General features: G+C 69.3%; 31 protein-coding genes, 2 tRNA genes and 1 pseudogene. 21 read left to right on the forward strand and 13 right to left on the reverse strand.

Translation table 11 applies throughout. The features are described from left to right. Nucleotides 1–57: 57 nt before the first annotated feature. From WEB06_10945 to WEB06_10955, 3 genes are read left to right on the forward strand one after another with little or no spacing between them, the layout of a single operon-like run. The gene (locus tag WEB06_10945) at nucleotides 58–624 is read left to right on the forward strand and encodes a hypothetical protein (GenBank protein MEX2556138.1); all 567 of its coding nucleotides are present in this window, start codon (nucleotides 58–60) and stop codon (nucleotides 622–624) included. After that, nucleotides 621–1073, forward strand: coding sequence for a hypothetical protein (locus WEB06_10950; GenBank protein MEX2556139.1), 453 nt, complete (start codon nucleotides 621–623; stop codon nucleotides 1071–1073). Before WEB06_10945 ends, WEB06_10950 begins: the two co-directional genes overlap by 4 nt. A gap of 26 nt (nucleotides 1074–1099) precedes the next feature. Next, nucleotides 1100–1429, forward strand: a complete 330-nt coding sequence (locus WEB06_10955) for a cupin domain-containing protein (protein MEX2556140.1) — start codon at nucleotides 1100–1102, stop codon at nucleotides 1427–1429. Between the two features lie 12 nt (nucleotides 1430–1441). On the opposite strand, the gene WEB06_10960 is transcribed toward WEB06_10955, so the two are convergent. Next, nucleotides 1442–1741 (reverse strand): hypothetical protein, encoded by a 300-nt coding sequence (locus WEB06_10960; protein ID MEX2556141.1) that lies wholly within the window; start codon nucleotides 1739–1741, stop codon nucleotides 1442–1444. Nucleotides 1742–1901: 160 nt separating this feature from the next. On the opposite strand from WEB06_10960, the gene WEB06_10965 reads away from it, so the two are divergent. After that, the gene (locus WEB06_10965; protein MEX2556142.1) at nucleotides 1902–2366 is read left to right on the forward strand and encodes a hypothetical protein; all 465 of its coding nucleotides are present in this window, start codon (nucleotides 1902–1904) and stop codon (nucleotides 2364–2366) included. 18 nt (nucleotides 2367–2384) lie between these two features. Here the strand turns inward: WEB06_10965 and WEB06_10970 are convergent, their stop codons facing one another. Continuing rightward, nucleotides 2385–2588 (reverse strand): cation transporting ATPase C-terminal domain-containing protein, encoded by a 204-nt coding sequence (locus WEB06_10970; GenBank protein MEX2556143.1) that lies wholly within the window; start codon nucleotides 2586–2588, stop codon nucleotides 2385–2387. Nucleotides 2589–2645: 57 nt separating this feature from the next. Continuing rightward, complete coding sequence (locus tag WEB06_10975; protein MEX2556144.1) at nucleotides 2646–2933, reverse strand: hypothetical protein; 288 nt, start codon at nucleotides 2931–2933, stop codon at nucleotides 2646–2648. Here WEB06_10975 and WEB06_10980 point away from each other — a divergent pair. Further along, nucleotides 2912–3580 carry an acetate--CoA ligase family protein gene (locus tag WEB06_10980; GenBank protein MEX2556145.1) on the forward strand — a complete coding sequence of 223 codons (669 nt, stop codon included), beginning with the start codon at nucleotides 2912–2914 and terminating at the stop codon, nucleotides 3578–3580. The two genes, WEB06_10975 and WEB06_10980, sit on opposite strands and share 22 nt — an antisense overlap. Nucleotides 3581–3582: 2 nt before the next feature. Here the strand turns inward: WEB06_10980 and WEB06_10985 are convergent, their stop codons facing one another. Together WEB06_10985 and WEB06_10990 are read right to left on the reverse strand one after the other, a co-directional pair. Beyond that, on the reverse strand, nucleotides 3583–5112 hold the full coding sequence (locus WEB06_10985) for an AAA family ATPase (protein ID MEX2556146.1): 1530 nt from the start codon (nucleotides 5110–5112) through the stop codon (nucleotides 3583–3585). Continuing rightward, nucleotides 5109–5558: a hypothetical protein gene (locus WEB06_10990; GenBank protein ID MEX2556147.1), complete on the reverse strand. Its 450-nt coding sequence runs from the start codon at nucleotides 5556–5558 to the stop codon at nucleotides 5109–5111. Before WEB06_10990 ends, WEB06_10985 begins: the two co-directional genes overlap by 4 nt. Nucleotides 5559–5674: 116 nt before the next feature. Here WEB06_10990 and WEB06_10995 point away from each other — a divergent pair, with 116 nt between their 5' ends. From WEB06_10995 to WEB06_11005, 3 genes are read left to right on the forward strand one after another with little or no spacing between them, the layout of a single operon-like run. Further along, nucleotides 5675–6058, forward strand: a complete 384-nt coding sequence (locus WEB06_10995) for a hypothetical protein (GenBank protein MEX2556148.1) — start codon at nucleotides 5675–5677, stop codon at nucleotides 6056–6058. 43 nt (nucleotides 6059–6101) lie between these two features. Next, entirely contained in the window at nucleotides 6102–6674 is a 573-nt protein-coding gene (locus WEB06_11000; protein MEX2556149.1) for a CBS domain-containing protein, read from the forward strand. Then, nucleotides 6671–7222: a hemerythrin domain-containing protein gene (locus tag WEB06_11005; GenBank protein ID MEX2556150.1), complete on the forward strand. Its 552-nt coding sequence runs from the start codon at nucleotides 6671–6673 to the stop codon at nucleotides 7220–7222. The genes WEB06_11000 and WEB06_11005 overlap by 4 nt, the downstream gene beginning before the upstream one ends. Nucleotides 7223–7240: 18 nt before the next feature. Here the strand turns inward: WEB06_11005 and WEB06_11010 are convergent, their stop codons facing one another. Next, nucleotides 7241–7528, reverse strand: coding sequence for a hypothetical protein (locus WEB06_11010; GenBank protein MEX2556151.1), 288 nt, complete (start codon nucleotides 7526–7528; stop codon nucleotides 7241–7243). A 167-nt stretch (nucleotides 7529–7695) separates the two neighbouring features. Between WEB06_11010 and WEB06_11015 the strand changes: the two genes are divergently transcribed. From WEB06_11015 to WEB06_11040, 6 genes are all read left to right on the forward strand, one after another. Further along, nucleotides 7696–8388: a response regulator transcription factor gene (locus WEB06_11015; GenBank protein ID MEX2556152.1), complete on the forward strand. Its 693-nt coding sequence runs from the start codon at nucleotides 7696–7698 to the stop codon at nucleotides 8386–8388. A gap of 68 nt (nucleotides 8389–8456) precedes the next feature. Next, nucleotides 8457–8969: a hypothetical protein gene (locus tag WEB06_11020; GenBank protein MEX2556153.1), complete on the forward strand. Its 513-nt coding sequence runs from the start codon at nucleotides 8457–8459 to the stop codon at nucleotides 8967–8969. A gap of 11 nt (nucleotides 8970–8980) precedes the next feature. Next, the gene (locus WEB06_11025; GenBank protein MEX2556154.1) at nucleotides 8981–9367 is read left to right on the forward strand and encodes a hypothetical protein; all 387 of its coding nucleotides are present in this window, start codon (nucleotides 8981–8983) and stop codon (nucleotides 9365–9367) included. A gap of 12 nt (nucleotides 9368–9379) precedes the next feature. Then, on the forward strand, nucleotides 9380–9511 hold the full coding sequence (locus tag WEB06_11030; GenBank protein ID MEX2556155.1) for a hypothetical protein: 132 nt from the start codon (nucleotides 9380–9382) through the stop codon (nucleotides 9509–9511). A gap of 29 nt (nucleotides 9512–9540) precedes the next feature. Continuing rightward, on the forward strand, nucleotides 9541–10050 hold the full coding sequence (locus tag WEB06_11035; GenBank protein ID MEX2556156.1) for a 2-oxo acid dehydrogenase subunit E2: 510 nt from the start codon (nucleotides 9541–9543) through the stop codon (nucleotides 10048–10050). 85 nt (nucleotides 10051–10135) lie between these two features. Further along, nucleotides 10136–11446, forward strand: a complete 1311-nt coding sequence (locus WEB06_11040) for a phosphoribosyltransferase family protein (GenBank protein MEX2556157.1) — start codon at nucleotides 10136–10138, stop codon at nucleotides 11444–11446. 23 nt (nucleotides 11447–11469) lie between these two features. Here the strand turns inward: WEB06_11040 and WEB06_11045 are convergent, their stop codons facing one another. Together WEB06_11045 and WEB06_11050 are read right to left on the reverse strand one after the other, a co-directional pair. Beyond that, nucleotides 11470–11706, reverse strand: a complete 237-nt coding sequence (locus WEB06_11045) for an SHOCT domain-containing protein (protein MEX2556158.1) — start codon at nucleotides 11704–11706, stop codon at nucleotides 11470–11472. 5 nt (nucleotides 11707–11711) lie between these two features. Beyond that, entirely contained in the window at nucleotides 11712–12080 is a 369-nt protein-coding gene (locus WEB06_11050; protein ID MEX2556159.1) for a DUF4193 family protein, read from the reverse strand. 152 nt (nucleotides 12081–12232) lie between these two features. Here WEB06_11050 and WEB06_11055 point away from each other — a divergent pair, with 152 nt between their 5' ends. Further along, entirely contained in the window at nucleotides 12233–12394 is a 162-nt protein-coding gene (locus tag WEB06_11055; protein MEX2556160.1) for a hypothetical protein, read from the forward strand. Here WEB06_11055 and WEB06_11060 read toward each other — a convergent pair. Together WEB06_11060 and WEB06_11065 are read right to left on the reverse strand one after the other, a co-directional pair. Then, a pseudogene (locus WEB06_11060) lies at nucleotides 12372–12560 on the reverse strand (glycosyltransferase). The gene WEB06_11055 and the pseudogene WEB06_11060 sit on opposite strands and share 23 nt — an antisense overlap. Before the next feature lie 200 nt (nucleotides 12561–12760). Next, nucleotides 12761–12851 (reverse strand) — tRNA-Sec (locus tag WEB06_11065). A gap of 342 nt (nucleotides 12852–13193) precedes the next feature. Here WEB06_11065 and WEB06_11070 point away from each other — a divergent pair. After that, nucleotides 13194–14864 carry a DUF3556 domain-containing protein gene (locus tag WEB06_11070; GenBank protein ID MEX2556161.1) on the forward strand — a complete coding sequence of 557 codons (1671 nt, stop codon included), beginning with the start codon at nucleotides 13194–13196 and terminating at the stop codon, nucleotides 14862–14864. After that, nucleotides 14861–16279: an NAD(P)/FAD-dependent oxidoreductase gene (locus tag WEB06_11075; protein MEX2556162.1), complete on the forward strand. Its 1419-nt coding sequence runs from the start codon at nucleotides 14861–14863 to the stop codon at nucleotides 16277–16279. The genes WEB06_11070 and WEB06_11075 overlap by 4 nt, the downstream gene beginning before the upstream one ends. Before the next feature lie 146 nt (nucleotides 16280–16425). On the opposite strand, the gene WEB06_11080 is transcribed toward WEB06_11075, so the two are convergent. Beyond that, on the reverse strand, nucleotides 16426–16878 hold the full coding sequence (locus WEB06_11080) for a hypothetical protein (protein ID MEX2556163.1): 453 nt from the start codon (nucleotides 16876–16878) through the stop codon (nucleotides 16426–16428). A 149-nt stretch (nucleotides 16879–17027) separates the two neighbouring features. Here WEB06_11080 and WEB06_11085 point away from each other — a divergent pair, with 149 nt between their 5' ends. Genes WEB06_11085 through WEB06_11095 form a run of 3 tightly spaced genes read left to right on the forward strand, consistent with a single transcriptional unit; the run spans nucleotide 17028 to nucleotide 19761 of the window. Beyond that, nucleotides 17028–17390, forward strand: a complete 363-nt coding sequence (locus WEB06_11085) for a response regulator (protein MEX2556164.1) — start codon at nucleotides 17028–17030, stop codon at nucleotides 17388–17390. Further along, nucleotides 17387–19096: a histidine kinase gene (locus WEB06_11090; GenBank protein MEX2556165.1), complete on the forward strand. Its 1710-nt coding sequence runs from the start codon at nucleotides 17387–17389 to the stop codon at nucleotides 19094–19096. The genes WEB06_11085 and WEB06_11090 overlap by 4 nt, the downstream gene beginning before the upstream one ends. Beyond that, on the forward strand, nucleotides 19087–19761 hold the full coding sequence (locus WEB06_11095; GenBank protein ID MEX2556166.1) for a response regulator transcription factor: 675 nt from the start codon (nucleotides 19087–19089) through the stop codon (nucleotides 19759–19761). The genes WEB06_11090 and WEB06_11095 overlap by 10 nt, the downstream gene beginning before the upstream one ends. A gap of 13 nt (nucleotides 19762–19774) precedes the next feature. Here WEB06_11095 and WEB06_11100 read toward each other — a convergent pair whose 3' ends face one another. Both WEB06_11100 and WEB06_11105 read right to left on the reverse strand, forming a co-directional pair. Then, on the reverse strand, nucleotides 19775–21817 hold the full coding sequence (locus WEB06_11100; protein MEX2556167.1) for a gamma-glutamyltransferase: 2043 nt from the start codon (nucleotides 21815–21817) through the stop codon (nucleotides 19775–19777). Between the two features lie 141 nt (nucleotides 21818–21958). Continuing rightward, nucleotides 21959–22048 (reverse strand) — tRNA-Sec (locus tag WEB06_11105). A 104-nt stretch (nucleotides 22049–22152) separates the two neighbouring features. Between WEB06_11105 and WEB06_11110 the strand changes: the two genes are divergently transcribed. Then, entirely contained in the window at nucleotides 22153–23304 is a 1152-nt protein-coding gene (locus WEB06_11110) for a hypothetical protein (GenBank protein MEX2556168.1), read from the forward strand. The last annotated feature ends 43 nt before the right edge of the window (nucleotides 23305–23347 follow it).

Consider the following 23347-nt stretch of genomic DNA (forward strand, 5'->3'; position numbering starts at 1 on the left):
ATTGGCCCCGCGGTGCGGGACCCGGATGGCCCTGGCAGAGGCGAGGCGCGACCGTCTATGCCTATGGAGGAGCAAGGAGTGGCGGTGCACGGGACGTGGGTGGTCCTGCTCGTGGAAGCGGATCCCGAGGCGACCGAGCGGCTGGGCGCCTGGCTCGGCCGCGACGGCTATTGGGTGCTCACGTGCGCCGGGCCGCTCGCGCCCACCTACACGTGCCCTGGCGGGCAGGGGGAGCGATGCCCTCTTGTCGAACTCGCCGACGTGGTCGTGCTCGACCTCCAGCTCGAAACCGACACGATGATGGAAGGAGTGCCCGGGTGGCAGCTCATGCTCTACTACCTGTCGATCGGGAAGCCGGTGGTCGCGCTCGCCGATCCCGGGGATGCCATCCAGCTGGCGTCGGACGAGTCCGTGGTGGTCCTGTCGCGCAGGCCGACGCGCGACGAGCTCACGGTAGCCGTCCGCTCGCTGCTCGGGGAGGCGGAGCCGGCCCGGCTGCCGGCGCGCGCAGAGACGATCCCGCTCCGTCCCGAGCGCGCCGCCTCGGAGGACGCCGTTATCGATGTCACCGAGGCTTCAGATGGGCCGAGCGAGACGGTGGCTGCGAAGGGGGGCGCGCGATGAGCCGGGCAGCGGCCGGCACCGCGGACGCGGCGGAGAGCGCGCGCAAGCGCCGGCTCGTGCTCCTGGTGGGCCCTGACTCCGAAGGGCGGCGTGATCTCGCGCGCGCCCTGATCGAGGGTGGCCACTCCACGGTCATCTGCTCCGGTCCTCCGGGTTGCGTGCTGCTGAGAGAGGATCGCTGCGTGCTCGTGGACGCCGCCGACGTCACCGTCATCATGCCCTCGCATTCCTCGCGCCGCGAGGTGACATCGGCGCTCGCGCTGTGCGCGCGGGAGGCCAGGAATGCCGTGATCGTCGAGCCATCGCTCATCGAGCAGACGCCGCCCGGCGCGGAGATCGTGCCTTCGGCCAAGACCAAGGTCGTCCTCGAGGCCGTGGAGCGGGCACTCGAGCGCGGCCGTGGAAGCGCACGAAAGGGGGTCGCCGATGTCGCCGACATCTGGCTCTGAGCGAACGATCGATACGCAGGAGATCGTTGCTCGACACCGACGAGATCCGCGCCCTGCTGTGGAAGCCGTCGACCGGGCAGCGGGGCGTGACCGTCAAGGCGCTTTGGGAGGACTCGAAGGACCGCTCCACCGCCGGCCTGATGCGCCTGGAGCCCGGAGCGAAGGTGACCGTGCACACGCATCGCTATTCGGTGCATCACGTGTGGGTCACGGAAGGATCGTGCTCGGTGGGGGGCAAGTCACTCGGCCCGGGCGCCTACTGCTTCGTGCCGGCGGGGGTCCAGCACGGGATCGACGCCGCGGGACGGGGCGGGTCCACGCTGTTCTACCTGTACCTGCGCGCCGAGATGGACTGACCGCCGAGCCGGTCACGGTGCCGACGCCGAGCCGCCGAAAAACCTCTTCGCGTTCTCCGCGTGCTTGTAGCCTTCCACCGACCACTCGCACGTGGGCGGATCCGTGCAGCGCGGGTCGCCTTCGCCGGTGGCGAAGTTGTAGTTGCACTCGGGGCAGAAGACCTTGAGGTCCTCCGGGAGGTACGGACAGTCGTACCAGTTGCACGAGCGCGTGCCCTCCCCGGTGAGGAAGTTGTAGCTGCATCCCGGGCACTGGCGAAAGGCGAAGGTAGGCTCCGCTCGAGCTTCCCGCGTCCGCCTCAGCCAGCCCATGGTGCGCCTCCTCAGGTGCCCATCGTTTCGCCTGACCGCGTGCGCGACCAGGGCCGGTTGGCCCCCGTCGCGCTAGCCGGGTAGCCCCGTGCCGCCGTGCGGGAAATTGGCAGGTCCATCGGCCCTTCGAAGCGCGCCGCGCCTGGCCGACGATAGGGGCATGTTCATCCGGTATTACGTCGAGCTCCCGATGGCCTTCGCGGAGACCGAAAAGGCTCTTCTCCGGTCACCCGATGCCATACTCGGAGACCTGGCCCGTCGGGCCTACGCTCGGGGGGAGTCCCTCCTGACCGAGGTGGGATTCGACGTCGGGGGACGCCGGCTCGCCAAGCGAGTCGCCGTCGAGCTGCACGAGCCCGTCCGGTTCGACTCCAAGACCACGCTTCCGATGACCTGGCACGCCACTGGCCCGGATGGGCTCTTCCCGAGCCTCGAGGCCGACCTCGAGATCGCCCCGCTCGGTCGCAGCTCCACCCAGCTCGCCATCAGCGCCCGGTATCCCCCTCCGCTGGGAGCGCTGGGGCGCGCGCTCGATCGTGGCGTGCTCCACCGGGTCGCGGAAGCCGCCGTCAAGGACTTCCTCGACCACGTGGGGCGCGCGCTGATCGACAGCGCGGCCGCGTGACGGGAGCGCTCGCGCTGGTCATGCTCCAATCGCTGGAGCGCGGAGCCGCCGGATGCGAGGAACGATCGTCATCAGAGCAGCCGGCGCCGCGCCGCCCGCCAGCACGAGTATCCACTCTCTCGCCTCGAGCTGCGCGGTGCCGAACACGCGCTGAAGCGGGCCTACGGTCACGACGGCGAGCTGGAGCGCGAGGCCGGCCGCGACGGCCAGCACGAGCCACACGCCCGGCCCTTGGCGGGCCCGTTCGCCGCGGGGGCGTCGCGCGGCGAACTGAGCGCCTCAGCCCGGATCGAGCGGCGGGTACCGCTGCTTGCCGTCTTCATGGGCGCGCGCGGCGCGCCCGCGGCCCTCCGCACGGGCGGGATCCCGGCCTTCGTTTTCCCCGAGGACGCCGCCCGCGCCCTCGCTCGTGCGGCACGGCACGGGACCTGGCGGGAACGCCCCGAAGGTCGCATTCCCGAGTTCGCCGACGTTGGACGCGACGTCGTGGCCGCGCTCCTCTCGGAGATCCTCGAACGGGGCCGCGATGGCTGCGGCCCGAGGAGGTGGGCCGGATCCTTGAGGCATATCGCATCCCTGTCGTTCCGTGGCGTGTCGTCCCGACGCCGACCGCCGCGGCGAGGGCGGCGCGGGGGATCGGGGGTTCCGTCGCGTTGAAGGCCGTCGCTCCGACGCTCCTTCACAAGAGCGACGCCGGGGGTGTTCGCCTTGGCCTGCACGATCCCCGCGCGGCGCAGGTCGCCGCCGCCGAGATCCGGGACCGCGTCCAGAGCGCGGGACACGCGGTGGAGGGTTTCCTCGTGCAGGCCATGGTTCCCACGGGGGTCGAGATGTTCGTCGGCGTCGTGCACGATGGGGTGTTCGGTCCGGTCGTCGCGTGCGGCGCCGGCGGCACGGCCGTGGAGCTGCTCCACGACGTTCAGGTTCGCATCGCCCCGCTCGCCGACGCCGACGCCGACGCCGAAGAGATGATCCGCTCGCTCACGACCTTCCCGCTACTCGACGGGTACCGGGGAGCACCGAAGGCCGACGTCGCCGGGCTCGAGGATGTGCTGCTGCGCGTGAGCGCGCTCGTGGACGCACACCACGAGATCGCGGAGATGGACTTAAACCCGGTGATGGTCGGCCCGGACGGCGCCGTCGTCGTGGACGCGCGCATCCGCATCGAATCCCCGACGCGTCGGCTTCCTCTCGCCGCCAGGCTGCGCGGCTGAGCCTACTCGGCGACCAGAGCGGCGAGCGCCTCCAGCGCGTCTGGCGGTGGTGGAGGTGCGTCGAGCGCGCGCAGCCCCTCCTCCAGCGCTTCCTCGGGTGGACGCGTCGTGTCGATCGTGCGCGCATCGGGCCACGGGTCTGCTCGCATGAGCATCGCGCGGGCGGTTTCCGGGGTGGCGTCGGACGCGTCGCCGCCTTCTCGGTTGCGTGCTCGGAGCCGGTCCGCCGCGAGCGCGTGCGGCGCCGCGCAGCGGAGCTCGACGAGATCGGCGTACGCGCCGGCGGCGGCTGCGGCGGCTGCCTCACGCAGGTGGCGATCGGTCCACGACGCGTCCAGCACGACCGAGTCGCCCAGGGCGATCGCTCGCCGCGCCCGGGCGAGCATCTCCCGGTAGGTCCTCTCGGTCATCTCGCGCGTGTAGATCCCCGCGGCGTACTCGGCGGGCGCGCGCTCGGAGTGCGCGATTCCGGCGAGATCTTTGCGCACCTCGTCCGAGCGGATGAGCGCCCAGCGGCGGGCGTCGGCGATCCCGAGCGCGAGCGTCGACTTCCCCGTGCCGGGGAGCCCGCCCACGAGCACGATGACGGGCCGGGCGCGGGTCAGCCTCTCGTGGGCGAGCCGGAGGAGTCGAGCGGCCTCGGCTCTCGCCGGTCGCTCGCCCTGTTCGGCGCGGATGCAGGCGACCTTCGAGCGCACCAGCGCGCGGTAAGCGATGTAGTGATCGGCGAGGCTCGACGGGAACGGGTCGCCGGAGAACTCCCGGTACCACGCCACCAGCCGGTCGGCGAGCTCCGGGCGTTCCAGGCGCTCGATGTCCATCGCGAGGAAGGCGATGTCGGCGACGACATCTGCGTAGCGGAACCGGTCGTTGAACTCGATGCAGTCGAGGATGCGAGGGCCGTCGTCGAGGCAGAAGATGTCGTCGGCGAGCAGATCGCCGTGCCCGTCGCGGACCCGTCCCTCGGACGCCCGGAGGCGGAAGAGCCGCCCTCGCGCGTCCAGATACCGATGCGCGAGCGCGCGCACGCGCTCGAATCCATCCGCCGGCAGCAGGGAACCCACATATGGCGCCATCTCGCTGAAGTTGTCGTCCCAGTTCTTCCGGACTGCGTCGGGGGTCCCGGCGCGCGTGATCTCCTCCGAGGTGACCGCGCGCTCGTGGAACGCGGTGATCGTGCGCGCGATGCTTCGCAGGCAACCGTCGACGTCGGCTCGGCGGGAGATGAGCGTCGAGAGGCGTCGCGGCGCGGGCATCCGCCGCATGGCGACCAGATGGTCGCAGGGAGCGCCGTCGGGGCCGATCAGGTCGACCACGCCGAGGTAGACGTCGGGGGCGAGGCGCCGGTTGAGCTCGACCTCCCGCCGGCAGGCGGCTTCGCGCTGCTCGCGCGTCGAGAAGTCGAGGAACGCGAACCTGACTGGCCTCTTCAGCTTGTACGCGCGATCCCCAACGAAGAACAGGTGCGAGATGTGTGTCGTCACCACCGAGGCCTGCGGGCGGGCGGCGGATGCCGGCGCGATGCGCGTCATGAGGCCGCCTTCACGGACGGCGCAGACCGAGTTCCTCTTCCGCCCTTGCCCGTTCCGAGGAGCCTCTCCACCGCAGATGTAACAGCTTGCGCACCGGAGTACTTCTCGATCGCCTCCATGGGGCCACGCCCGCCCACGTCATCGGGCGATCCCACGGATACGACGAGCATCGGCCGCCGGCCGTAGACCGGATGCGCACGGTAGGCCTTCAGGAGGTGGATCCCCCGGTAGGTCCGGCCTCGTATCGGACCGAACAGCGGGCACGAGAACACGATGAGTTCGGCGGCGTCGGCGAGCGGGCACGCCCCGTACTTGAGCATCGGGCACGCGGCGAACGGTGTCGGGCCGCCGCCGCACCGGATCACCCGGTGTCCCGCCTGCTCCAACAGACCCGCCTCGTACAGGCCGAGGTCGGGGACGTCTTCGACGAGCAGCACCGTCGCCATGTCGGCCACCCACGGAAAGACTCGCAGTCCCAGGCTCTCGGGGGCAGGGCCGAGCGTCCCCCCGGCGAGGGGGCGGCGGCCCCTATTTGATTCGCCCTGGAACGGCGAGCGTGATGGTGAAGGCAAGCCCCCACGGGATCCCGACGGCCGGCTTCCGGGTCGACTGCGACTTCGAGATGAGCGATGACGCGCGGTCGCGCGTGACTGCCGCTCGCCTCCACCTCGTGCTGCCGGCATCGTTCCCCGCGGAGCGCCGCCAAGCGCTTCTGCGTGTCGCGGAGCAGTGCACCGTTGCACAACTCGATCCGCAACGCGCCGGAGGTGACCATCACCACCACCGGAGCCGAGCAAGCGGCCTGAGGAGGAAGGGAGCGGTCGTGAGACGTACCGTCAAGGACGTGATGACGCGCGACGTCGTCGTCGCGCGAGACTCCTGGGTCATTCAAGAACGTCGTGCGGCACCTGAGAGCTTCCGGGGTCAGCGCTCTCCCGGTAGTTGATCCTGAGGGACGCGCCCTCGGCATCGTCTCGGAGGCAGACCTGTTGCTCAAGGAGAAATGGGCGGCGGTGGGGGAACATCACGGGGTGCTTGCGTGGGCGCGCGGGCGTCGCGAGCGCCGCAAGGCCGAGGCGCTGACCGTGCGCGAGCTCATGACGTCGCCGGTGATCACTGCCGGCCCGGACGACACGCTCGGCGCCGCCGCACGCCTGATGCACGAGCGCGGCGTGAAGCGCCTCCCGGTCGTCGATGCCGACGGGAAGGTAGTCGGGATCGTGAGCCGGCAGGACCTCGTGAAGATCTTCCTGCGGCCCGACGACGAGATCCGGAACGACGTCGTGCGCGACGTGATCCACCGCTCCCTCTGGCTCGACCCTCGAGTCGTGCGCGTGGATGTCACTGATGGCGTCGTAACCCTGGAGGGAAGGCCCGAGAACAAGAGCCTCGTCGAGATCCTCATCGGACTCGTTCGAGGGATGGACGGCGTTGTCGGCATCGTTCCTCGCCTGTCATTCGAGATCGACGACACTCGCGTACGGCCGGACGTGCCGCTGCCCTGGCGCGTCCTGCCGCCGAGCCTGCGGTACCCGTCGCCACGGCAACGGCGAGCGAGGTGATCGGCGATGTCCATGCACACCAAACCTCTCAGGGAGGAACACGAGGAGTTGCGGATCTGGGTCGACACGCTCAAGGAGACGGGGATCGGGTCGGGTACGTTTCTGTCGGGATCCTCCGTGACCTCATCGATGAGGCCTATGAGTTCCTCACGCATCATCTGATCCCCCACGCGGTCGCCGAGGACGAGGTGCTGTATCCGGCCGTCGCGCGCCTGATGGGCGCCTCCGAGGCGACGGCGACGATGAGCCGCGATCATGTGGAAGTGGAGAAGCTCACCCAGGAGCTGAGCGCCCTGCGCGCCCACCTGGCTGCGACGACGCCGGGAGACCTGCAAGCGAAGACGCTGCGCCGGAACCTGTACGCGCTGCACGCGCTGATCTCGCTGCACTTCGCCACGGAGGAGGAGGTCTACCTCCCGATCCTCGACGCGCGGCTCTCCGAGGGGGAGGCGGCCGGGGTCTTCGCGCGCATGGAGGAGGCCGAGCACGTGGCGCGCGGACGCGCCGCGGAACACGCGGTTCCCGGCAGCCGATCCCTGCGGGCGTAGCGCCGGCCTCGAGCGTCGTCAGTTGCTCCAGGTGCTCAGAGGACCCGCTTCGGCCGCGAAGCCCTCGTAGAGGGCCGCCGCGACGAGCGGGTCGAGGTTGGCGAGCTCGGGTCCCCGCCGGGGATGCCGCCCCGAGTCCTGGACGGTCGTGTAGCCCAGCTCCATCGCGTCGCCGATCAGGTAGGTGCCGCGGGCCGGCGCGAACGCCTCGCCCGCGTAGCCGACGCGGCCCCAGGCCGCTTTGGCGCCCAGAACGTCGCCGCCGGCAGCCAGCCGGTTCCCATCGGTGCCCCGTGAAGCACGCATACGGCGAGTAGACCGGCGCCGGCCTGCCGATCCAAGGGCCGATCGGACCGCCGCCGCTCGGGTCTGAGGCCTCCGCGGTCGGGGGTCCTTCGGCCCTCGCTCCCTACCAGGCTCCCACGTAGCGTGTCGCGTCAGGAGGCCGCCGTCAGCCGAGCGTCGGAGAGCGAATGGGGCAAACAGGACCGCCGCGGGCCCGCCCGAAGCGGGCCTTCACGCGCGTCCTCCTGGTGGACGACCACGAGGTCGTCCGCGGCGGGATCAAGGGCCTGCTCGCGACCGAGGACGACATCCGCGTCGTCGGCGAGGCCGGCTCGGTGCGCGACGCGATCGATGAAGCCGAGCGCACGCGTCCGGACGTCATCGTGATGGACGTCCGGCTCACCGACGGGAGCGGCATCGAGGCGACGCGCGAGATCCGCTCTCGGCGACCCGATACGAAGGTGCTGATGCTCACCTCTTTCGCCGACGACGAGGCGCTCTTCGCGTCGATCCTTGCCGGCGCCTCGGGCTATGTCCTGAAGCAGGTGCGGGGCGGAGACATCCTTCGCGGCATCCGCGCGATCGCGCGTGGTGAGAGCCTGCTCGACCCGACCGTCACCGGCGCCGTCATGGAGCGCCTGCGCAAGGGGAAGCATCTGCTGAAGGACCCGAAGCTCGCGCGACTCTCGCCCCACGAGGAGCGGATCCTCGAGCTCGTCGCCGAGGGGAAGACGAACGGCGAGATCGGCCGGCGGCTCAAGCTCGCCGAGAAGACGGTCAAGAACTACGTCTCGAACATCCTGATGAAGCTCGAGGTCTCCCGGAGAGCCGAGGCGGCCGCCTACATGGCGCGCCACACTTCCCTTCCCGGCTCTTCGTGAGATGCCTGCGCGGCCCGGTGGTCGCGCGCGTAGGAGGCTGAATCCGGCACTCGGACGAGGAGGGCGCAATGAGCGTGACCGATCGCGAATTCTGGACCGTGATCCACGGCATGGTCCTGGGCACGCTTTTTCTGCTCGCGTTCGCGGGCGGGATCGCGGGGCTGTGGAGCCTGCGGCCGGCCCTGGTGACGCCGGCCGGGATCCGCGAGCGGATCCACCGGCTCAACATCGGCGTCTGGTCGATGGCGATCGTCGCGTGGGGGACGGTGATCACCGGCACCTACATCGTGTACCCGTGGTACCGCGACGCGGCGGAGACCAGCGCGCGTTCACGGCTCCTGGCCAACCCGGAGACTGCCTTGTGGCACACCTTCGGGATGGAGTGGAAGGAGCACGTCGCCTGGATCGCGCCGATCCTGGCCACGGCGGTCGCCTTCATCGTGACCTACTACGGCCGCCGTCTCGCCCGCGATGACCGGATGCGCAAGCTCGCGATGGCGCTGTTCACCGGAGCGTTCCTCGCAGCCGCGGTGGCGGGGCTGTTCGGAGCCTTCATCAACAAGGCGGCTCCGATCCAGTGAGGGAGGATGACATGGAGTCGACGACGCGCGATATCGAGGGAGGCGAGACATCGGCCATGGAACGTCCGGAAGTGGAATCGGCTCGCCCCAACGGTCCGGCGGTTGCTGCTCTGGTCGCGGCAGCGTTCGGCTCGTTCGTTCTGGGGCTGTTCACGACCCTCGCCGAAGTGTCGGAGCCGCTCAAGAACTGGCTGAACTGGAGCAACCCGGTAGGACCGCTCTCCGGCAAGACCGGTCTCGCCCTTGCGGCATGGGTGGGCGCGTGGCTGGCGCTCGGTGTTGCATGGCGGCGCAGCGAGGTCGACCTCCCGAAGGCGTTGATCGCCTCGGCGGCGCTGATCGGGCTCGGCGTGCTCGGGACGTTCCCGTCGTTCTTCGAGCAGTTCGCGGTCGGTTGAGGAGGGTTCGCCATGTTGGGTGCGGAGCAAGTGATCTTCATCGAAGAGATCCCCACGTGGGTCTTCATCCCCTTCGCGGCGGCCGTCGCAGGCGTTCTCGCCTGGGTCGTGCACTGGATCCTGCGGTCCCCGGCCGCGAAGTGAGCGGCCAGGGCCGCGGGAGAGGAGACGAGATGCGGACGAGCGGCTGGCGGCGGATCGCGACCGGCGTGTGGGCGTGGCCGCGCGATCCCCAGATCTACGGCCGGCTCGACGTCGACGCGATTCCGATCCTGGACGCGATCGACCGCGTGAGTGCGACGGCAGGCGTGAAGGTGTCAGCCACGGACTTCATCGTCCGCGCCGTCGCGCACGCGCTCGCCGAGAACCCCGACGTCAACACGCGCCTCAGGTTCGGACGCTTCGTCCCGCGCGGTGGGGTTGATGTGTTTGTCATCGTGTCGACCGGCGCCGGGCGGGATCTGTCGGGCGTGAAGGTCTCGCACGCCGACCGCAAGGATGTCGTTGCCGTGGCACGCGAGGTCGATGAGGAAGCCGGTGGCGTCAGAGATGGCCGCCGCACCGACCTGGAGCGCGCGAAGCGGCTGCTCGAATCGCTCCCGCTTCCCCTCTCATCGAGACGCCGAGGAAGGATGAGGGATGGTGCGCACCGCGGCGGAAGCGCGGGAGGAGCGGATCGATGAGATTCTGTCTCAGTTCTTCCCGGCGAGCGACCCGCCGAGCTGGTGGGTCGGCGAGCCCGCGAGACCATCGGGACGCGTGGACGTAATGTTCCGCGACCGTCGCGAGGCGGGTCGCGTCCTTGCAGCGCGGCTCGACTTCTTGCGCACCGAGGATCCCGTCGTCGTGGGCCTCCCCCGCGGAGGCGTCCCGGTGGCGGCCGAGGTCGCGCGCGAGCTCGGTGCGCCTCTCGACGTCCTCGTCGTTCGAAAGCTCGGCTGCCCGTGGCAGCCGGAACTGGGAATGGGCGCCGTCGGCGAGGGAGGGATCATCGTCCTGAACGAGGACCTCGTCGCCCGATTTGGCCTTAGCCGCGACGACGTCGAAACGGTCGCCCGCGCCGAGCGGCAGGAGCTCGAACGTCGAGTTCGCCGGTATCGCGGGGATCGGGCGGCCACGTCCCTGGAGGGCCGCACGGTGATCGTGGTCGATGACGGCATCGCGACTGGGTTCACGGTCCGAGCAGCGGTCGCGATCGCGCGGCGGCGCGGCGCCCGGCGCGTGGTACTGGCGACCCCAGTCGCGCCGTCCAGGACCGTCGAAGAGCTCGCCCGCGTCGCCGACGACGTCGTGACGATGGAGGAGCCCGAGGAGTTTCTCGCCATAGGCCAGTTCTACGAGGACTTCACGCAGACTAGCGACGAGGAGGTCGCGGCGTATCTGGCTGGGAGCATGCTGCCCCTCGTCGAGGCCGTGGGAACGGCCGATCCTCCCGACCCTGTCGAGATCGACCTCTCGGAGGTGCGTCTCGCCGGCGACCTGACGCTCCCGGCCGACCCCGTCGGCGTCATCGTCTTCGCCCATGGGAGCGGGAGCAGCCGCCTGAGCCCGAGGAACCGCTTCGTCGCACGAGCGCTCAACGAGGGCAGGCTGGCGACGCTGCTGTTCGACCTGCTGACCACCGCGGAGGAGATCGACCGAGCCAACGTCTTCGACATCGAGCTCCTCGCCGGGCGGCTCGTGGAAGCGACGCGCTGGCTTCAGACGCGGCGCGATGTCCGCGGGCTCCCGATCGGCTACTTCGGCGCCAGCACCGGCGCCGCCGCCGCTTTGTGGGCGGCAGCGAATCTCGGCGCCGCGATCGCCGCTGTCGTCTCCCGCGGTGGCCGCCCAGACCTCGCGCGCGAGACGCTCCACCAGGTCCGAGCCCCCACCCTTCTTATCGTGGGTGGACGCGACGAGGCGGTGCTTGCGCTGAACCGGCAAGCCCAGGCGGCGCTCCAGTGCGCGAACGCGCTCGAAGTCGTTCCCGGCGCGACGCATCTGTTCGAGGAGCCCGGAGCGCTCGACCGCGTCGCCCAGCTCGCGCGCAACTGGTTCGTGCGGTTCCTCCGCGGAGCGATCCGCGAAGCCGGCTGAGCCGGAATCGGCTCCGCGAGGGACTACGCCGCTCCCCGCAGGTCCTTCCGGATCGCCTCGAAATCCTCCCGGGTGATCTCGCCGCGCGCGTACCGCAGCTTCGCGACTTCGAGCGGATCGGTTCTCGGCTCGCGCTCACCGCCGCGCCCTCGGCTGACGAGCGAAACGATCACGTAGACGATCGTTCCCCAGAACAAGAGCCACAACAAGCCACCGAAGAGCATCCACCACCCCATACCATCGTGGACGCGCCACCACATCCTTCTCACCTCCTCGCCTTGCGGGTCGCCGCAGCCGCACGCGTCACGCGTTTCGCCTCTGATCGGCGGGCGCAGTCCGCGCAGATGATCCTCTCCGCGTCGGCGAGCTGGTGACGGTCGAGGACCAGGAAGCACGAACGGCAGACGAACTCGGTGCTTCGGATCGGCTCCGGCGGCGCGAGCGCCTCGATCGTCGGCTCGCTGCGGTCGAGGAACGCCGCCTCAAGCCTCTCGAACGCCCGCTCCTCGTCCTCGAACTCCCGCTCGTGGACGGCTTCCGCCCCTATCTCCTCGTCCTCCACGACCGAGAGGAGGACGGCCTCGGGTTCTTCAACATCCGGTCCCGTGCGGGTCTCCACCCTGGTGCGCGCCATGGCCGGGCCCCCTTCTCCGAAGTGACGGCCACACCATGACGAAGAGGCTCCGCCGGCCGACAGGGCCAACGGGCCCGCGATGGGGGCACCATTGGCCCTGCCGGCCGTCCCCACGGAGCGCGGATAGTGGATGGGAGCGGGAGGTGAGGCCGATGCCGAAGGGAATGGTCAAGTGGGTGGATCCCCGGACGGGCGAGGGGCGGATCAGGCGTCTCGGACGCGAGTATCCCGTGCGGCTCGAGGACATGGAAGCCTCCGCGCGCGCCACGCGCCAGGGTCCATTGCGTCACCCAGACGCAGGGATCGCTCGATAGGACTCACGAGCCGCGCACTGGTACGCGAGTCACCGGACGCGAACAGCGTGACCTCATGGCCGCGAGCAACCAGTTCCTCCGTCAGCCATGACACGACCCGCTCGGTCCCCCCGTACGTCGAGGGCGGGACGCTCTCGTAGAGAGGGGCGACCTGGGCGATCCTCATCCTCACCCTCCCGTGAGCGTCTCGACTCTCGATATCCAGCTTGGCATTCACCTGGAGATGCGAGCAGGGGCGGTGGACCCGGGCGAGAAGGGACACCCGGCCCGCGCATCTGATCTGCGTGCCCATCGACGTCGAAGCGTGACGGACTCGCGGACGGACACGGTCGCGGCGCGATGTGCCGAAAGCATCTGTGCAGGTCAGCGGAGGCGGAAGGAATCGAACCCACCCGGCCCCGTGAAGGGCCGCACCGGTTTTGAAGACCGGGAGGGACACCAGCCCCCATTCGCCTCCGGCGGGATACTAGCGATCGCGCTAGGAAGCGGGCAGCGCGGTGTGGAGGTCTCCCGGCTACACCGGCAGCAGGAGTCGTGAGCCGCCGAGACCCCGACGCAAACGAGATTCATAGATGCCGTTGTCTCGAGGTAGCGAGCGGAAACCCCGACGAGGTGGAGCCGGATGCGGTGCCCGGCCTTGAAGCGGTTGCCGATCGGCCAGAACTCCACGTGGTACCGGCGGTACATCGGCGGCCGACGTTCCCGCGGCGGCCCGTGGGCAGACCGGCGAACCTCATTCGCCTGCGGCGGGATACTCGCGATTAGATTCCGGAGTTGAGCGGCCGGATCGGGGGCAGCCATGCCGAACCTCAGCCCGAAGATGCCGGACTTCGACCTCCAGGAATGGAGCGAGAAGCCCTACCAGGAACGCCTCCGCATGATGTGCCGGGCCTGGGCGCTCGACGGGTTCGGCGTCCCGGCTCCCATCTATCTCTTCTACGTTCTCAAGATGGCCCTCTACATCCTCGGCTGGGCGTTCTTCGTGTCGCTGGGGCCCGGCCTCGGCTGGATCGGCGACATCGGCAACTGGTGGCGCGAGCCGATCGCGTTCCAGAAGCTCGCGCTCTGGACGCTGCTGTTCGAGGTCTCGGGCCTCGGCGGCGCAAGCGGACCACTGACGGCACGCTACGTACCGCCGATCGGCGCGGCGGTGTATTGGCTGCGCCCCGGCACCACGCGCCTTGCGCCGTGGCCCAAGAGGATCCCGTTCACCGCCGGCACGACGCGATCGGTCTTCGACGTGCTGATGTACGCAGCCCTGCTCGGCACCGGGATCTGGGCTCTGACGCAGCCGGTGCTCGGCCGCGGACAGCTGCTGCCGATCGTGATCGGGCTCCCGCTGATCGGGCTCCGCGACAAGACGATCTTCCTCGCGGCGCGCGCCGAGGTGCACTGGACGTATCTGATCGTGTTCCTCTTCCCGGCCGACGTGATCGCCGGCTCGAAGATCGTCCAGGTCGCCGTGTGGTGGGGCGCCGCGACCTCGAAGCTCAACCACCATTTCCCCGGCGTCGTCACGGTGATGGTGAGCAACAGCCCGTTCCTGAAGTCGTACAAGATCCGCAAGGCGATGTACCGCCGGTTCCCCGACGACCTCAGACCGTCCAAGGTAGCGACGCTGCTCGCACACGGCGGCACTGCTATCGAGTACACGTTCCCGCTGATCCTGTTGCTCAGCGACGGTGGGCTCCCGACCGCGATCGCGCTCGCGATGATGTTCGCGTTCCACTCGTTCATCCTGTTCAGCGTTCCGATGGGCGTCCCGCTGGAGTGGAACGTCTTCACGATGTACGCGGGACTGTTCCTCTTCGGTGCGCACGCCGACGTGAGCATCTTCTCCGCGAGTGAGCCGCTCCTGCTCGTGCTCCTGGGCGCGGGGTTGCTGGCCGGCCCGGTGCTCGGAAATCTCCGCCCGGATCTGGTCTCGTTCCTGCCCTCGATGCGCTACTACGCGGGCAACTGGGGAGCCAGCCAGTGGCTCTTCCGCACCGGCATGGAGGACCGGCTCGACGAGCGCATCAAGAAGGTGGCGCCGACCCTCGCGAAGCAGCTCACTCCGCTCTTCGACGAGGTGACGGCCTGGGCGCTGGTCGGGCGCGGCCTCGCGTTCCGCGCGATGCACCTCCACGGCCGCGCGTTCAACGAGTTGATCCCGCGCGCCGTCGGCGACGTCGAGGCCTACGACGTCCGTGATGGTGAGATCATCGCCGGCATCGTGCTCGGGTGGAACTTCGGCGACGGCCACCTGCATCACCACCAGTTGCTCGCAGCGATCCAGGAGCGGTGCGATTTCGCGCCGGGAGACCTGCGCGTCATCTTCCTGGAATCGCAGCCGCTCCAGCGGCAGGCGCACCACTACACGATCATGGATGCGGCTTCGGGCCTCATCGAGGAAGGCGACGTCGAGATCCGCACGCTCCTCGCACGGCAGCCGTGGGAGGGCGCGCCCGCCGCCGCGCCGCCGCTTTGATCGATGCAGTCGTGGTGGGCGGCGGACCCAACGGGCTCGCGGCCGCGGTGGCGATCGCTCGTGAAGGCTTCGGCGTTCACCTCATCGAGGCGGCCGACACGATCGGCGGGGGAGCGCGCAGCGCCGAGCTGACGCTCCCGGGGCTGCTCCACGACGTCTGTTCTGGGTTCCATCCGTTCGCGGCGGCGTCGCCTTTCTTGAAAACGTTGGGGCTCGAGGCCGAGGGCCTGCGCTGGCTGCGGAGCGAGATCGAGTTTGCTCATCCGCTCGACGGCGGGCGAGCGGCGGCGCTGTATCGGGACATGGAACGAACCGCGGACCGGCTCGGGGCGCCCGACGGCGACGCGTGGCGAGGGCTGTTCGGGCCGCTGGTCGATCGTTTCGACCTTCTGACCGAGGATCTCATGCGTCCCATCCTGCGCATCCCGCGCCACCCGATCGCGGACGTTCGGTTCGGCCTCCACGCGCTGCTGCCGGCCGCGGTGATCGCGCGCCGCTGGCGCAGCGATGAGGCGCGCGCGCTGTTCGCCGGATGCTCCGCGCACGCGATCCACCCATTGACACGCCCGACGACCGCCGCGATCGGCTTGATGCTCGTCGCCGCCGCTCACGCCGTAGGGTGGCCGGTCGCCGAAGGCGGCTCCGGCGCGATAACTCGGGCGCTCGCCGCGCGGTTGGCGGCGCTGGGCGGGACGATCGAGACCGGAGTGCGTGTCGACTCCATCGATCAACTGCCGCCGGCGCGCGTCGTACTGCTCGACCTCGCGCCGCGGGACGTCGTGCGGATCGCGAGCGACCGGATGCCGGACCGGGTCGCGCAGGTGCTGAGCCGCTTCCGGTATGGCCCCGGGGCCTTCAAGCTTGACCTGGCGGTCGAGGGCGGCATCCCGTGGGCGGCGGAGGCGTGTCGCCGCGCGGGGACGGTGCACGTCGGCGGGACGCTCGAGGAGATCGTCGCGTCCGAGGCAGCGGTCCACCGCGGCCGAATGACCGAGCGGCCCTTCATGCTCGTCGGCCAGCAGTACCTCGCGGATCCCGGCCGATCGAACGGGAACGTGCATCCGGTATGGGCGTACGCGCACGTCCCCCACGGTTACCCCGGCGACGCGAGCGAGGCGATGCTCTCCCAGATCGAGCGGTTCGCGCCGGGATTCCGCGAGCGCATCGTCGCGCAGCGGGTCGCGACGCCGGCCGACCTCGAGGCGTACAACCCGAACTACGTCGGCGGGGACATCTCGACGGGCGCGAACTCGCCGTTCCAGGTCGTCTTCCGTCCGCGCCTCGCCCTCGACCCCTACGCCACCGGTACGGGGAACGTGTTCATCTGTTCGGCGGCGACGCCGCCGGGGGCGGGCGTCCACGGGATGTGCGGCGCGAACGCGGCGCGCTCGGCCCTGCGGATCCTGCGTCGTTGACTGGGACGCGAGCTGGGCGAGCGAGCTGACGCTCAGGATCTCCGCCCTACGCCGGCACGCCCGCGGACTTGCGGATGCCCGAGGGCTGCTTCGCGAAGGTTGGCCGGCGTCCGCCTCGTAGGATGTGTTCTCGCTCGTGTCACCCATCACCAGCTCGCGCAGCCGAACCCGCCACGTGCGATCCCGTACCGGACGTTGGTCCACGCTCGTGCCACACAGGTGAGCGTCGATCCCGGCCTCACCCCTGCCAGCCCGGCCCTCGTGCAGGTCGTCACGAAGAATTGAAACGACGTGCACGAAAGGAGGTTCTCGCCGCTAGGCCCCAGCACCGCCACGGTGAGGTCGGCGGTCGGCGCAAACGGAAGGATGTAGTGAAAGGTCACACCGCCCGCGCCAACGAACCCCTCGATGCTCAGCTGCCGGTGAGCGAGACGGAACGTGCAGCTGGCCACCTCGGTGGTAGACGAAGGAGCGAGCTGCCCGCTGCACGCGGGCAGGAGCGCTCGGTTTGCGGGGCCGTCCGGAGCGCTCAGGGATGCAGTGGGTGCAAGCAGGAGTGCGACCACGAGGGCTGCCACCCCTGCCGATGTGCGGTTCATTCGGAACCTCCTCGTCATAGCCCGAAGCACCATGCCGAATCAGCTCGACGGTAGAGGCGCGGCGAGGCATTTGCGCCGGTGGAACCGCTGAAACGAGAATCAGTGGTGGCACTGGACCTTCGGGGCTGCGCAGGTGGGATGCTGACGACATGGGGATGACGCTCCTGCTCGTCGACGACCACGATGGCTTCCGGCGGTCGGCGCGGGTGACACTCGAGGCCGAGGGGTTCACGGTCCTCGGCGAGGCGATCGACGCCGCCTCGGCCCTCGCCTCGGCGCGCGCGCTCAGACCTCAACTCGTCCTGCTCGACGTCAGACTCCCCGACCGAAGCGGGTTCGCCGTCGCAGAGGAGCTCGCCCGAGACGAGACTCCTCCGATCGTGGTGCTCATTTCCAGCGTGGATCGTGCAGATCTGGCGGGGCGGCTCGCGACGAGCCCGGCTCGCGGCTTCCTGCCGAAGCATGAGTTCTCGGGTGCGGCACTGCGGAACCTGATCGAGGAAGCCTCATGAGTCCGGCCGCCCGGCGGATCTGGACCGCGTGCTTGTCGTTGGGGATCGCGGCGGGCGCGGCCATCCGTGTCGTCGAGGTCATCGAGGGACTGCCTACGGTCGCGGTGGACATCGTGATCGGCGGTACCTATCTCGTCGCCGGCCTGGTCATCTGGCGGCGGCGTCCCGACGGCGCCGTGGGACCGTTGCTAACGGCGGCCGCGTTTGGCTGGCTCATCGCCGCGAACCGGCATCCGGCCTTGTTCTCTGTCTCGGTCGCGCTTGAGGGAGTGGACTTGCCGCTGTTGTTCCACGCGATCCTCGCGTACCCGTGGGGCCGCATACAGAGACGCGATGAGAAGGTCGTCGTGAAGGCCATGTACGCGGCGTTCGCGGTTCGGGCGGTGAGCTTGTTCCTCACCGCCGAGCCTCAAGAGTGTCGCGACTGCTTCGCGATCGGACCCCTACCCAACGTCCGAATAGAGGAGTGGGCCGACCGCATGACGAGCGTAGCCGGCGGAATGATTGCTGTTGCCGTGATCGTCCTCATCGTGCGGCGATTTGCACGATCGACGCCGGCGCGCCGTTTGGCGTTGATCGAGCTTTGGATCGCCGGCGTCGGGCTTGCCATCTTTTTGGCATTCGTCACAGCGACGTACGCGACCGGTGGAGACGCATCCCAGACGCATTTCAATGTGGGGTTTGCGGCGAGGCTGTCGATCCCGACGGCCCTCGCCGTCGGCGTCTTCCGGCTCCAACTCACTCGCGCCGCCGTCGGCGGGCTCGTGGTCGATCTGGACCCGCGCGGCTCCCCGGCCGATCTTCGGGCTGCGCTGGCGCGCGCCCTACACGATCCGCAGCTCGAGGTCGTCTACTGGGTTCCGGACCGGGACTGTTTCGTCGATCTCGAAGGGAGGCCGGTGGCCCTACCCGATGCTGGAGGCGAGCTTGCGGTGACGATGATCGAGCGGGACGGCAAGCAGCTCGCGGCCCTCATCCACGACGCGGCGCTCCTGGGCCAGCCGGATCTCGTCCAAAGCGCGAGCGCCGCCACCGCCCTGGCCTTGGAGAATGCCCGGTTGACCGCCGAGGTGAAGCTACAGCTCGAAGAGGTCCGCGCCTCGCGCGCGCGTATCGTCGAGGCCGCCGATGCCGCACGGCTCGGCATCGAACGCGACCTCCACGACGGCGCGCAGCAACGCTTGCTCGCCCTGGCGATGACCCTTCGCGAGGCGCGACGCCGGCTTGGGGACGAGACCTCACCTGCCCACGAGTCGTTGAGTGGCGCCGTCGACGAGCTCGGCGCCGCCCTTTCCGAGTTGCGCGAGCTGGCACGAGGTGTCTATCCGGCAGTTCTCACCGATTCCGGTCTCGAAGCGGCGCTCGAGTCGCTCGCGGATCGCTCGCAGATCCCTACGACGGTAAACATCACCCTCGAGCGCCGGCTGCTGCCGCGAATCGAGGCGACCGCATATTTCGTGGTCTCGGAGGCGCTGGCCAACGTCGCCAAATACTCGGGCGCTTCACATGCACGCGTGACGGCCCGAGCGAACGGGTCCGCGCTCGTGCTCGAGATCACCGACGACGGCGTCGGCGGCGCGGACCCGGCGCGCGGCTCGGGCCTTCGAGGACTCGACGATCGCGTTGCCGCCGTCGGCGGGAGGATGCGCGTCGAGAGTCCGCTCGGGCGAGGAACGAGGATCGTCGCGGAGATTCCATGCGGTTAGTGCTCGCAGACGATTCCGTTCTCTTCCGCGACGGCATCGCTCGCATGCTGACGGACGCCGGACACGATGTCGTCGGTCAAGCGGGCACGCCGCATGAGTTGGTCGAGCTCGTCGCGGAGCACAAGCCCGACATCGCGCTGGTGGATATCCGGATGCCTCCCACTCACACGGGGGAGGGGCTCGTTGCGGCGTTGGAGATTCGCGAGCGGCATCCCGAGGTCGGCATCCTCGTTCTCTCGCAATACGTCGAGACGCACCACGCGATGCAGCTTCTGAGCGGCCGGGCCGAGGGGATCGGCTACGTTCTGAAAGATCGAGTCACCGACCCTACTGAACTGAACGACGCGATCACGCGTGTCGCCGCCGGCGGTTCCGTCATCGATCCGCTTGTCGTGTCCACACTCATGTCGCGACGGCGGCGGCAGGACGCGCTCGAACGGCTCTCGGAGCGCGAACGTGAAGTGCTTGCATTGATGGCCGAGGGGCGCTCGAACGCCTCGATCGCCGAACGGCTCGTCCTCGCGCTCCGCACCGTCGAGACACACGTCCGCAACATCTTCACGAAGCTGGATCTCGAGCACACGCCGAGCGACAACCGTCGCGTGCGCGCGGTACTTGCCTATCTACGGTCCCAGCCGGACGAAACGTACGAAGCCCCAAGCTGACGGTGCGTCGCGTTCACTCCGCCGATGCACCGTGTTCGCCCCGCGGATCGGACGCGGACGCACGGATCTGGGCGGATGGATCGCTTCCTGCGAGTTGAACGAGAGATCCGAAGCCGTATTCGCCGAGGGGGCTCAGCTCATGGCCCCACCGCTCGAGCGTAGCACGCGCGCCGGGCGGAACTCGCGACTCTTCGAGCGTCAGCTCACAGCAGGTTCGCTCGTCCGAACGCATCATGTCGACGGCTTCATCGACTCCCATGCCGAACGTCAGGATGTTCAGCGCTATGTGAGCGATCGCGATCGGGATGAGGTCACCGCCGGCGCCGCCCGCGACGAGCACCGCGTTGTCGTCGCGTACCGCGATGATGGGCGCCGCCCCCGCGACCGGCCGCTTTCCCGCTTCGATCTGGTCCGGATGCCCGGCGCCTTCGAACAGGTGCATCGTCGAGTTGAGGAGAAAGCCGGTTCCGGGAGCGACGACCGCGCTGCCGAACGCGGGGCCGAGCGTACACAGGATCGCGACGGCGTTGCCGTCTCGATCGATCGCCGAGACGTGGGTTGTGTGGCCGGCCGCTGCCGGAGATGCCGAGCCCGCCCCATATCCGGGTATCGCTCCGGGCCCATACGTTCCGGCGTGGTCCCGCGCGATCAAGGCTCGCCTTCGGGCGGCGAACTCGTCACTCGTCATGACGTCGCTCGGCACCCGCCGGAACGCCGGGTCGCTCAGATACGCGTCGCGGTCGGCGTACGCCAGCTTCTGCGCTTCGGCAACGAGATGCAGGTGATCCGCCGACGAATGACCAATGGCCGCCAGATCGAATCCTTCGAGGATATTGAGCATCTCCATCGGAATCACCGACGAGACCGGCGGCGGCGCGCCCAAGATCGTCGTCCCCCGATAGACGGAGACGAGCGGTTCCCGCCAAACCGGCCGGTATCCTGCGAGGTCTCGAGCCGTCATTAATCCGCGATCGCCCGGATACGGACTGCGTCGCGAGCGCGCCATCTCGTCCGCTATTGCCCGCGCGATCGGCCCCTTGTAGAAGGCGTCAGGCCCGACGCGCGCGATCAGCGCCAAGGAGTCGGCGTAGTCTTCGAGGGCGAGGCGCGTTCCGGGAGACGGGGCGAAGAGCCCGTCCTTGAGGTAGATCCGAGCGGCCTCGGGGAAGAGCCGGAGCCGCGCTGTTGCGAGCTTCGCGGGAACCGGCTCGAATGGCAACCCTCCTGCCGGCGCGACGAATTCGCTGGAAGCCAGGTGGGTGTAGCTGTTCGCCAGATAGGTGTTAACGACCACGCCGTCGCGGGCAAGCCGCTCCGCCGGAGCGATGACGTCCGAGAGCGGAAGGGTGCCGAAGCGCTCGAGCGCCGCGGCCATCCCGGCGACCACTCCCGGGACGCCGACCACTCGATGTCCAGTCGCGTGATCGTCGATGCCGGAGCCCTCGAGCGAATCCGGCCGTGCGTCATTCGGCGCGGTAGCACCGAAGTCCAGCGCGGCAATCCGACCGTCCGCGCCTCGATAAAGCAGGACACCGAACCCGCCGATCCCGCAGTTCTCCGGGCGGACCACCCCGTAGGCGAATACCGCTGCTACCGCGGCGTCGACGACGTTCCCGCCGCGACGAAGGACGTCCCGCCCGACGGCGGCTGCGACGGCCGACTCCGTTGCTATGACCCCTCCCCCGGAGTTCACCGCCGGGATGAAGCGGTTGCCGCGAACGCCTGGTCCGGGTGGGGTGGGTTCGGCGAGGCAGACGTTGGGATCACTCCAGTCGCCGACGATGACCTGGTCGGCCGCGATAACCGCGCCACACGCGGCTCGGGGATCCCCTCCGGAGTAGTGCGCTACCCGGCCGCCGCCGCCGGCGCAAATGGCGAAGGCGCCCGGATACGGGCCGCGATGGAACCCGTTGTACCGGCCCGTCGCGCATTGGGCCGGAGTCGGGAGACATCCCGGCCGCCCGGGCACGCAATGTGATGGACCATCCGCCACGCCAGCGCTGGATCCCGCTGCCAAGATCATCACCGCGGCACCGATGCTCAGTAGCGTCCTCACAGCGTCTCCCCTTCGGTCGCCTGCTTCGAAGATAGGGGCTGTGGTGACGAGGCGAATCAGCGACACCAACGATCTTTCTCTCAGTGATAGCCCGGCGACATCGCTGCGACCGATCGACGATGTCGCCGGCCGGCGGCTCGGCGGAGGCGGAAGGAATCGAACCACCCACCCGTCTGAGACCGGCGCACCGGTTTTGAAGACCGGGAGGGACACCAGCCCCCATTCGCCTCGGGAGGCAGGGTAGCGGCTCCCCGACGCGCCCGGCCCGGCCGGCAGGGGTCCCAACGGCCCGCGTCGAAACTCACCTGACAGACCTGTCACACCAGGGGGTAGCCGTGAAGCGTCATCTCGTCCTCGCGATGCTCGCCGTCCTCGCCGTAGCCGCGAGCCCGGCCCGATCGGCCGGCCCCCCGAAGGAGTACCTCACCAACGCGCAGGGGAACCAGCTCGACCTGTACGACATCGGGCAGCCGATCCCGGCGCTGAGTGCCACCACCCCGATCCCGAGCCACTCCCACGATCCGTCGGCCGCGCCCGGCGCCGACCCCGTCGGTCACGGCAACGACGTCAACGGGCAGCTCTGCACGGTCGTCCAGAACGACGGCAGCGTGCGGTACTTGATGGGCGAGGATTCCGATCAGGGCGATCTCCCGCTCGGCGTCGCACAAGGCTGGGGGCTATTCGAGGCGACCGGTGGCGTGAACGGCCCGTGGACGCTGCGCGACAAGATCGTCGCGCCGTACCGGCTCGACGACAACGATCACCTCCCGGACAACACCGGCTGCACGATGAGCTCGGACGGCGAGCGCCTCTTCCTCGTGGACCTCGGAGTCGGCGCGTTCGACGTCCCGGGCGTCGGATCGCTGTTCCTCGTCTACCGCGACGACGCCGGAGACTTCTCGAACGCGTCCGAGATCTGCGTGCTGGCGAACGACCTCACAACGGCCGGGTATGCGGCCGAGCATCAGGACGGCTCGATCTTGGTGCCCGAGAGCGGGCGCTCGAGTGGAGGATCCGTAAGCCGGTTCACGCCGCCGTTCCCGGCGAAGGGCGACACTGCGGCCTGCGACGCCTACCGCGCTTCACACGGCGTCGACGAGCGACCCAACTTCATCCAGCCGCTGTTCCCGCTTCCGTTCAACCCGCTCGCGTACGTTCCGATCTCGATCGTCGAGCGGCGTGGGCACTTCCTGGTCGGCAACGTCGTCCCGGGACTCATCATCGAGGTCGACGACGAGGGAAACATGACCCGCCCGGTCGTGCTCTTGCAGGGCCCGGGCGTGGCGGGGATGGCGGTCTCCTCTGACGGGACGCTCTATTGGGCCAATCTCGGCCTGATCCCGTGCATGACGATCCTCTGCCCGGGACCCGGCACGGGAACGGTGTGGAAGCTGCCGTTCGCGCCGATCCTCGACCTGCCGCTCCTGCCGATCCCGCTCAACATCGGTCTCGCGTTCCCCGAGGGCATGGGGATCGTCCAGCTCTAGCCATGTCGCGTGGGCCGAGACATCTCTGTCGCGGTACCCGGCG

The sequence above is a fragment of the Actinomycetota bacterium genome (assembly GCA_040905475.1).
Classification (GTDB): Bacteria; Actinomycetota; AC-67; order AC-67; family AC-67; genus DATFGK01.

Excerpts from the sequence above, each read along its gene's own strand:
- WEB06_11030 (MEX2556155.1), top strand. The coding sequence starts at position 9,380 with ATGTTGGGTGCGGAGCAAGTGATCTTCATCGAAGAGATCCCCACGTGG.
- WEB06_11055 (MEX2556160.1), top strand. The coding sequence starts at position 12,233 with ATGCCGAAGGGAATGGTCAAGTGGGTGGATCCCCGGACGGGCGAGGGG.
- WEB06_10950 (MEX2556139.1), top strand. The coding sequence starts at position 621 with ATGAGCCGGGCAGCGGCCGGCACCGCGGACGCGGCGGAGAGCGCGCGC.
- WEB06_11010 (MEX2556151.1), bottom strand. The coding sequence starts at position 7,528 with ATGCGTGCTTCACGGGGCACCGATGGGAACCGGCTGGCTGCCGGCGGC.
- WEB06_11090 (MEX2556165.1), top strand. The coding sequence starts at position 17,387 with ATGAGTCCGGCCGCCCGGCGGATCTGGACCGCGTGCTTGTCGTTGGGG.
- WEB06_11080 (MEX2556163.1), bottom strand. The coding sequence starts at position 16,878 with ATGAACCGCACATCGGCAGGGGTGGCAGCCCTCGTGGTCGCACTCCTG.
- WEB06_11025 (MEX2556154.1), top strand. The coding sequence starts at position 8,981 with ATGGAGTCGACGACGCGCGATATCGAGGGAGGCGAGACATCGGCCATG.
- WEB06_10945 (MEX2556138.1), top strand. The coding sequence starts at position 58 with ATGCCTATGGAGGAGCAAGGAGTGGCGGTGCACGGGACGTGGGTGGTC.
- WEB06_11035 (MEX2556156.1), top strand. The coding sequence starts at position 9,541 with ATGCGGACGAGCGGCTGGCGGCGGATCGCGACCGGCGTGTGGGCGTGG.
- WEB06_11085 (MEX2556164.1), top strand. The coding sequence starts at position 17,028 with ATGGGGATGACGCTCCTGCTCGTCGACGACCACGATGGCTTCCGGCGG.
- WEB06_10985 (MEX2556146.1), bottom strand. The coding sequence starts at position 5,112 with ATGACGCGCATCGCGCCGGCATCCGCCGCCCGCCCGCAGGCCTCGGTG.
- WEB06_10975 (MEX2556144.1), bottom strand. The coding sequence starts at position 2,933 with ATGCCTCAAGGATCCGGCCCACCTCCTCGGGCCGCAGCCATCGCGGCC.
- WEB06_10965 (MEX2556142.1), top strand. The coding sequence starts at position 1,902 with ATGTTCATCCGGTATTACGTCGAGCTCCCGATGGCCTTCGCGGAGACC.
- WEB06_11015 (MEX2556152.1), top strand. The coding sequence starts at position 7,696 with ATGGGGCAAACAGGACCGCCGCGGGCCCGCCCGAAGCGGGCCTTCACG.
- WEB06_10960 (MEX2556141.1), bottom strand. The coding sequence starts at position 1,741 with ATGGGCTGGCTGAGGCGGACGCGGGAAGCTCGAGCGGAGCCTACCTTC.
- WEB06_10990 (MEX2556147.1), bottom strand. The coding sequence starts at position 5,558 with ATGGCGACGGTGCTGCTCGTCGAAGACGTCCCCGACCTCGGCCTGTAC.
- WEB06_11020 (MEX2556153.1), top strand. The coding sequence starts at position 8,457 with ATGAGCGTGACCGATCGCGAATTCTGGACCGTGATCCACGGCATGGTC.
- WEB06_11095 (MEX2556166.1), top strand. The coding sequence starts at position 19,087 with ATGCGGTTAGTGCTCGCAGACGATTCCGTTCTCTTCCGCGACGGCATC.
- WEB06_11045 (MEX2556158.1), bottom strand. The coding sequence starts at position 11,706 with ATGTGGTGGCGCGTCCACGATGGTATGGGGTGGTGGATGCTCTTCGGT.
- WEB06_11040 (MEX2556157.1), top strand. The coding sequence starts at position 10,136 with ATGTTCCGCGACCGTCGCGAGGCGGGTCGCGTCCTTGCAGCGCGGCTC.
- WEB06_11050 (MEX2556159.1), bottom strand. The coding sequence starts at position 12,080 with ATGGCGCGCACCAGGGTGGAGACCCGCACGGGACCGGATGTTGAAGAA.
- WEB06_11070 (MEX2556161.1), top strand. The coding sequence starts at position 13,194 with ATGCCGAACCTCAGCCCGAAGATGCCGGACTTCGACCTCCAGGAATGG.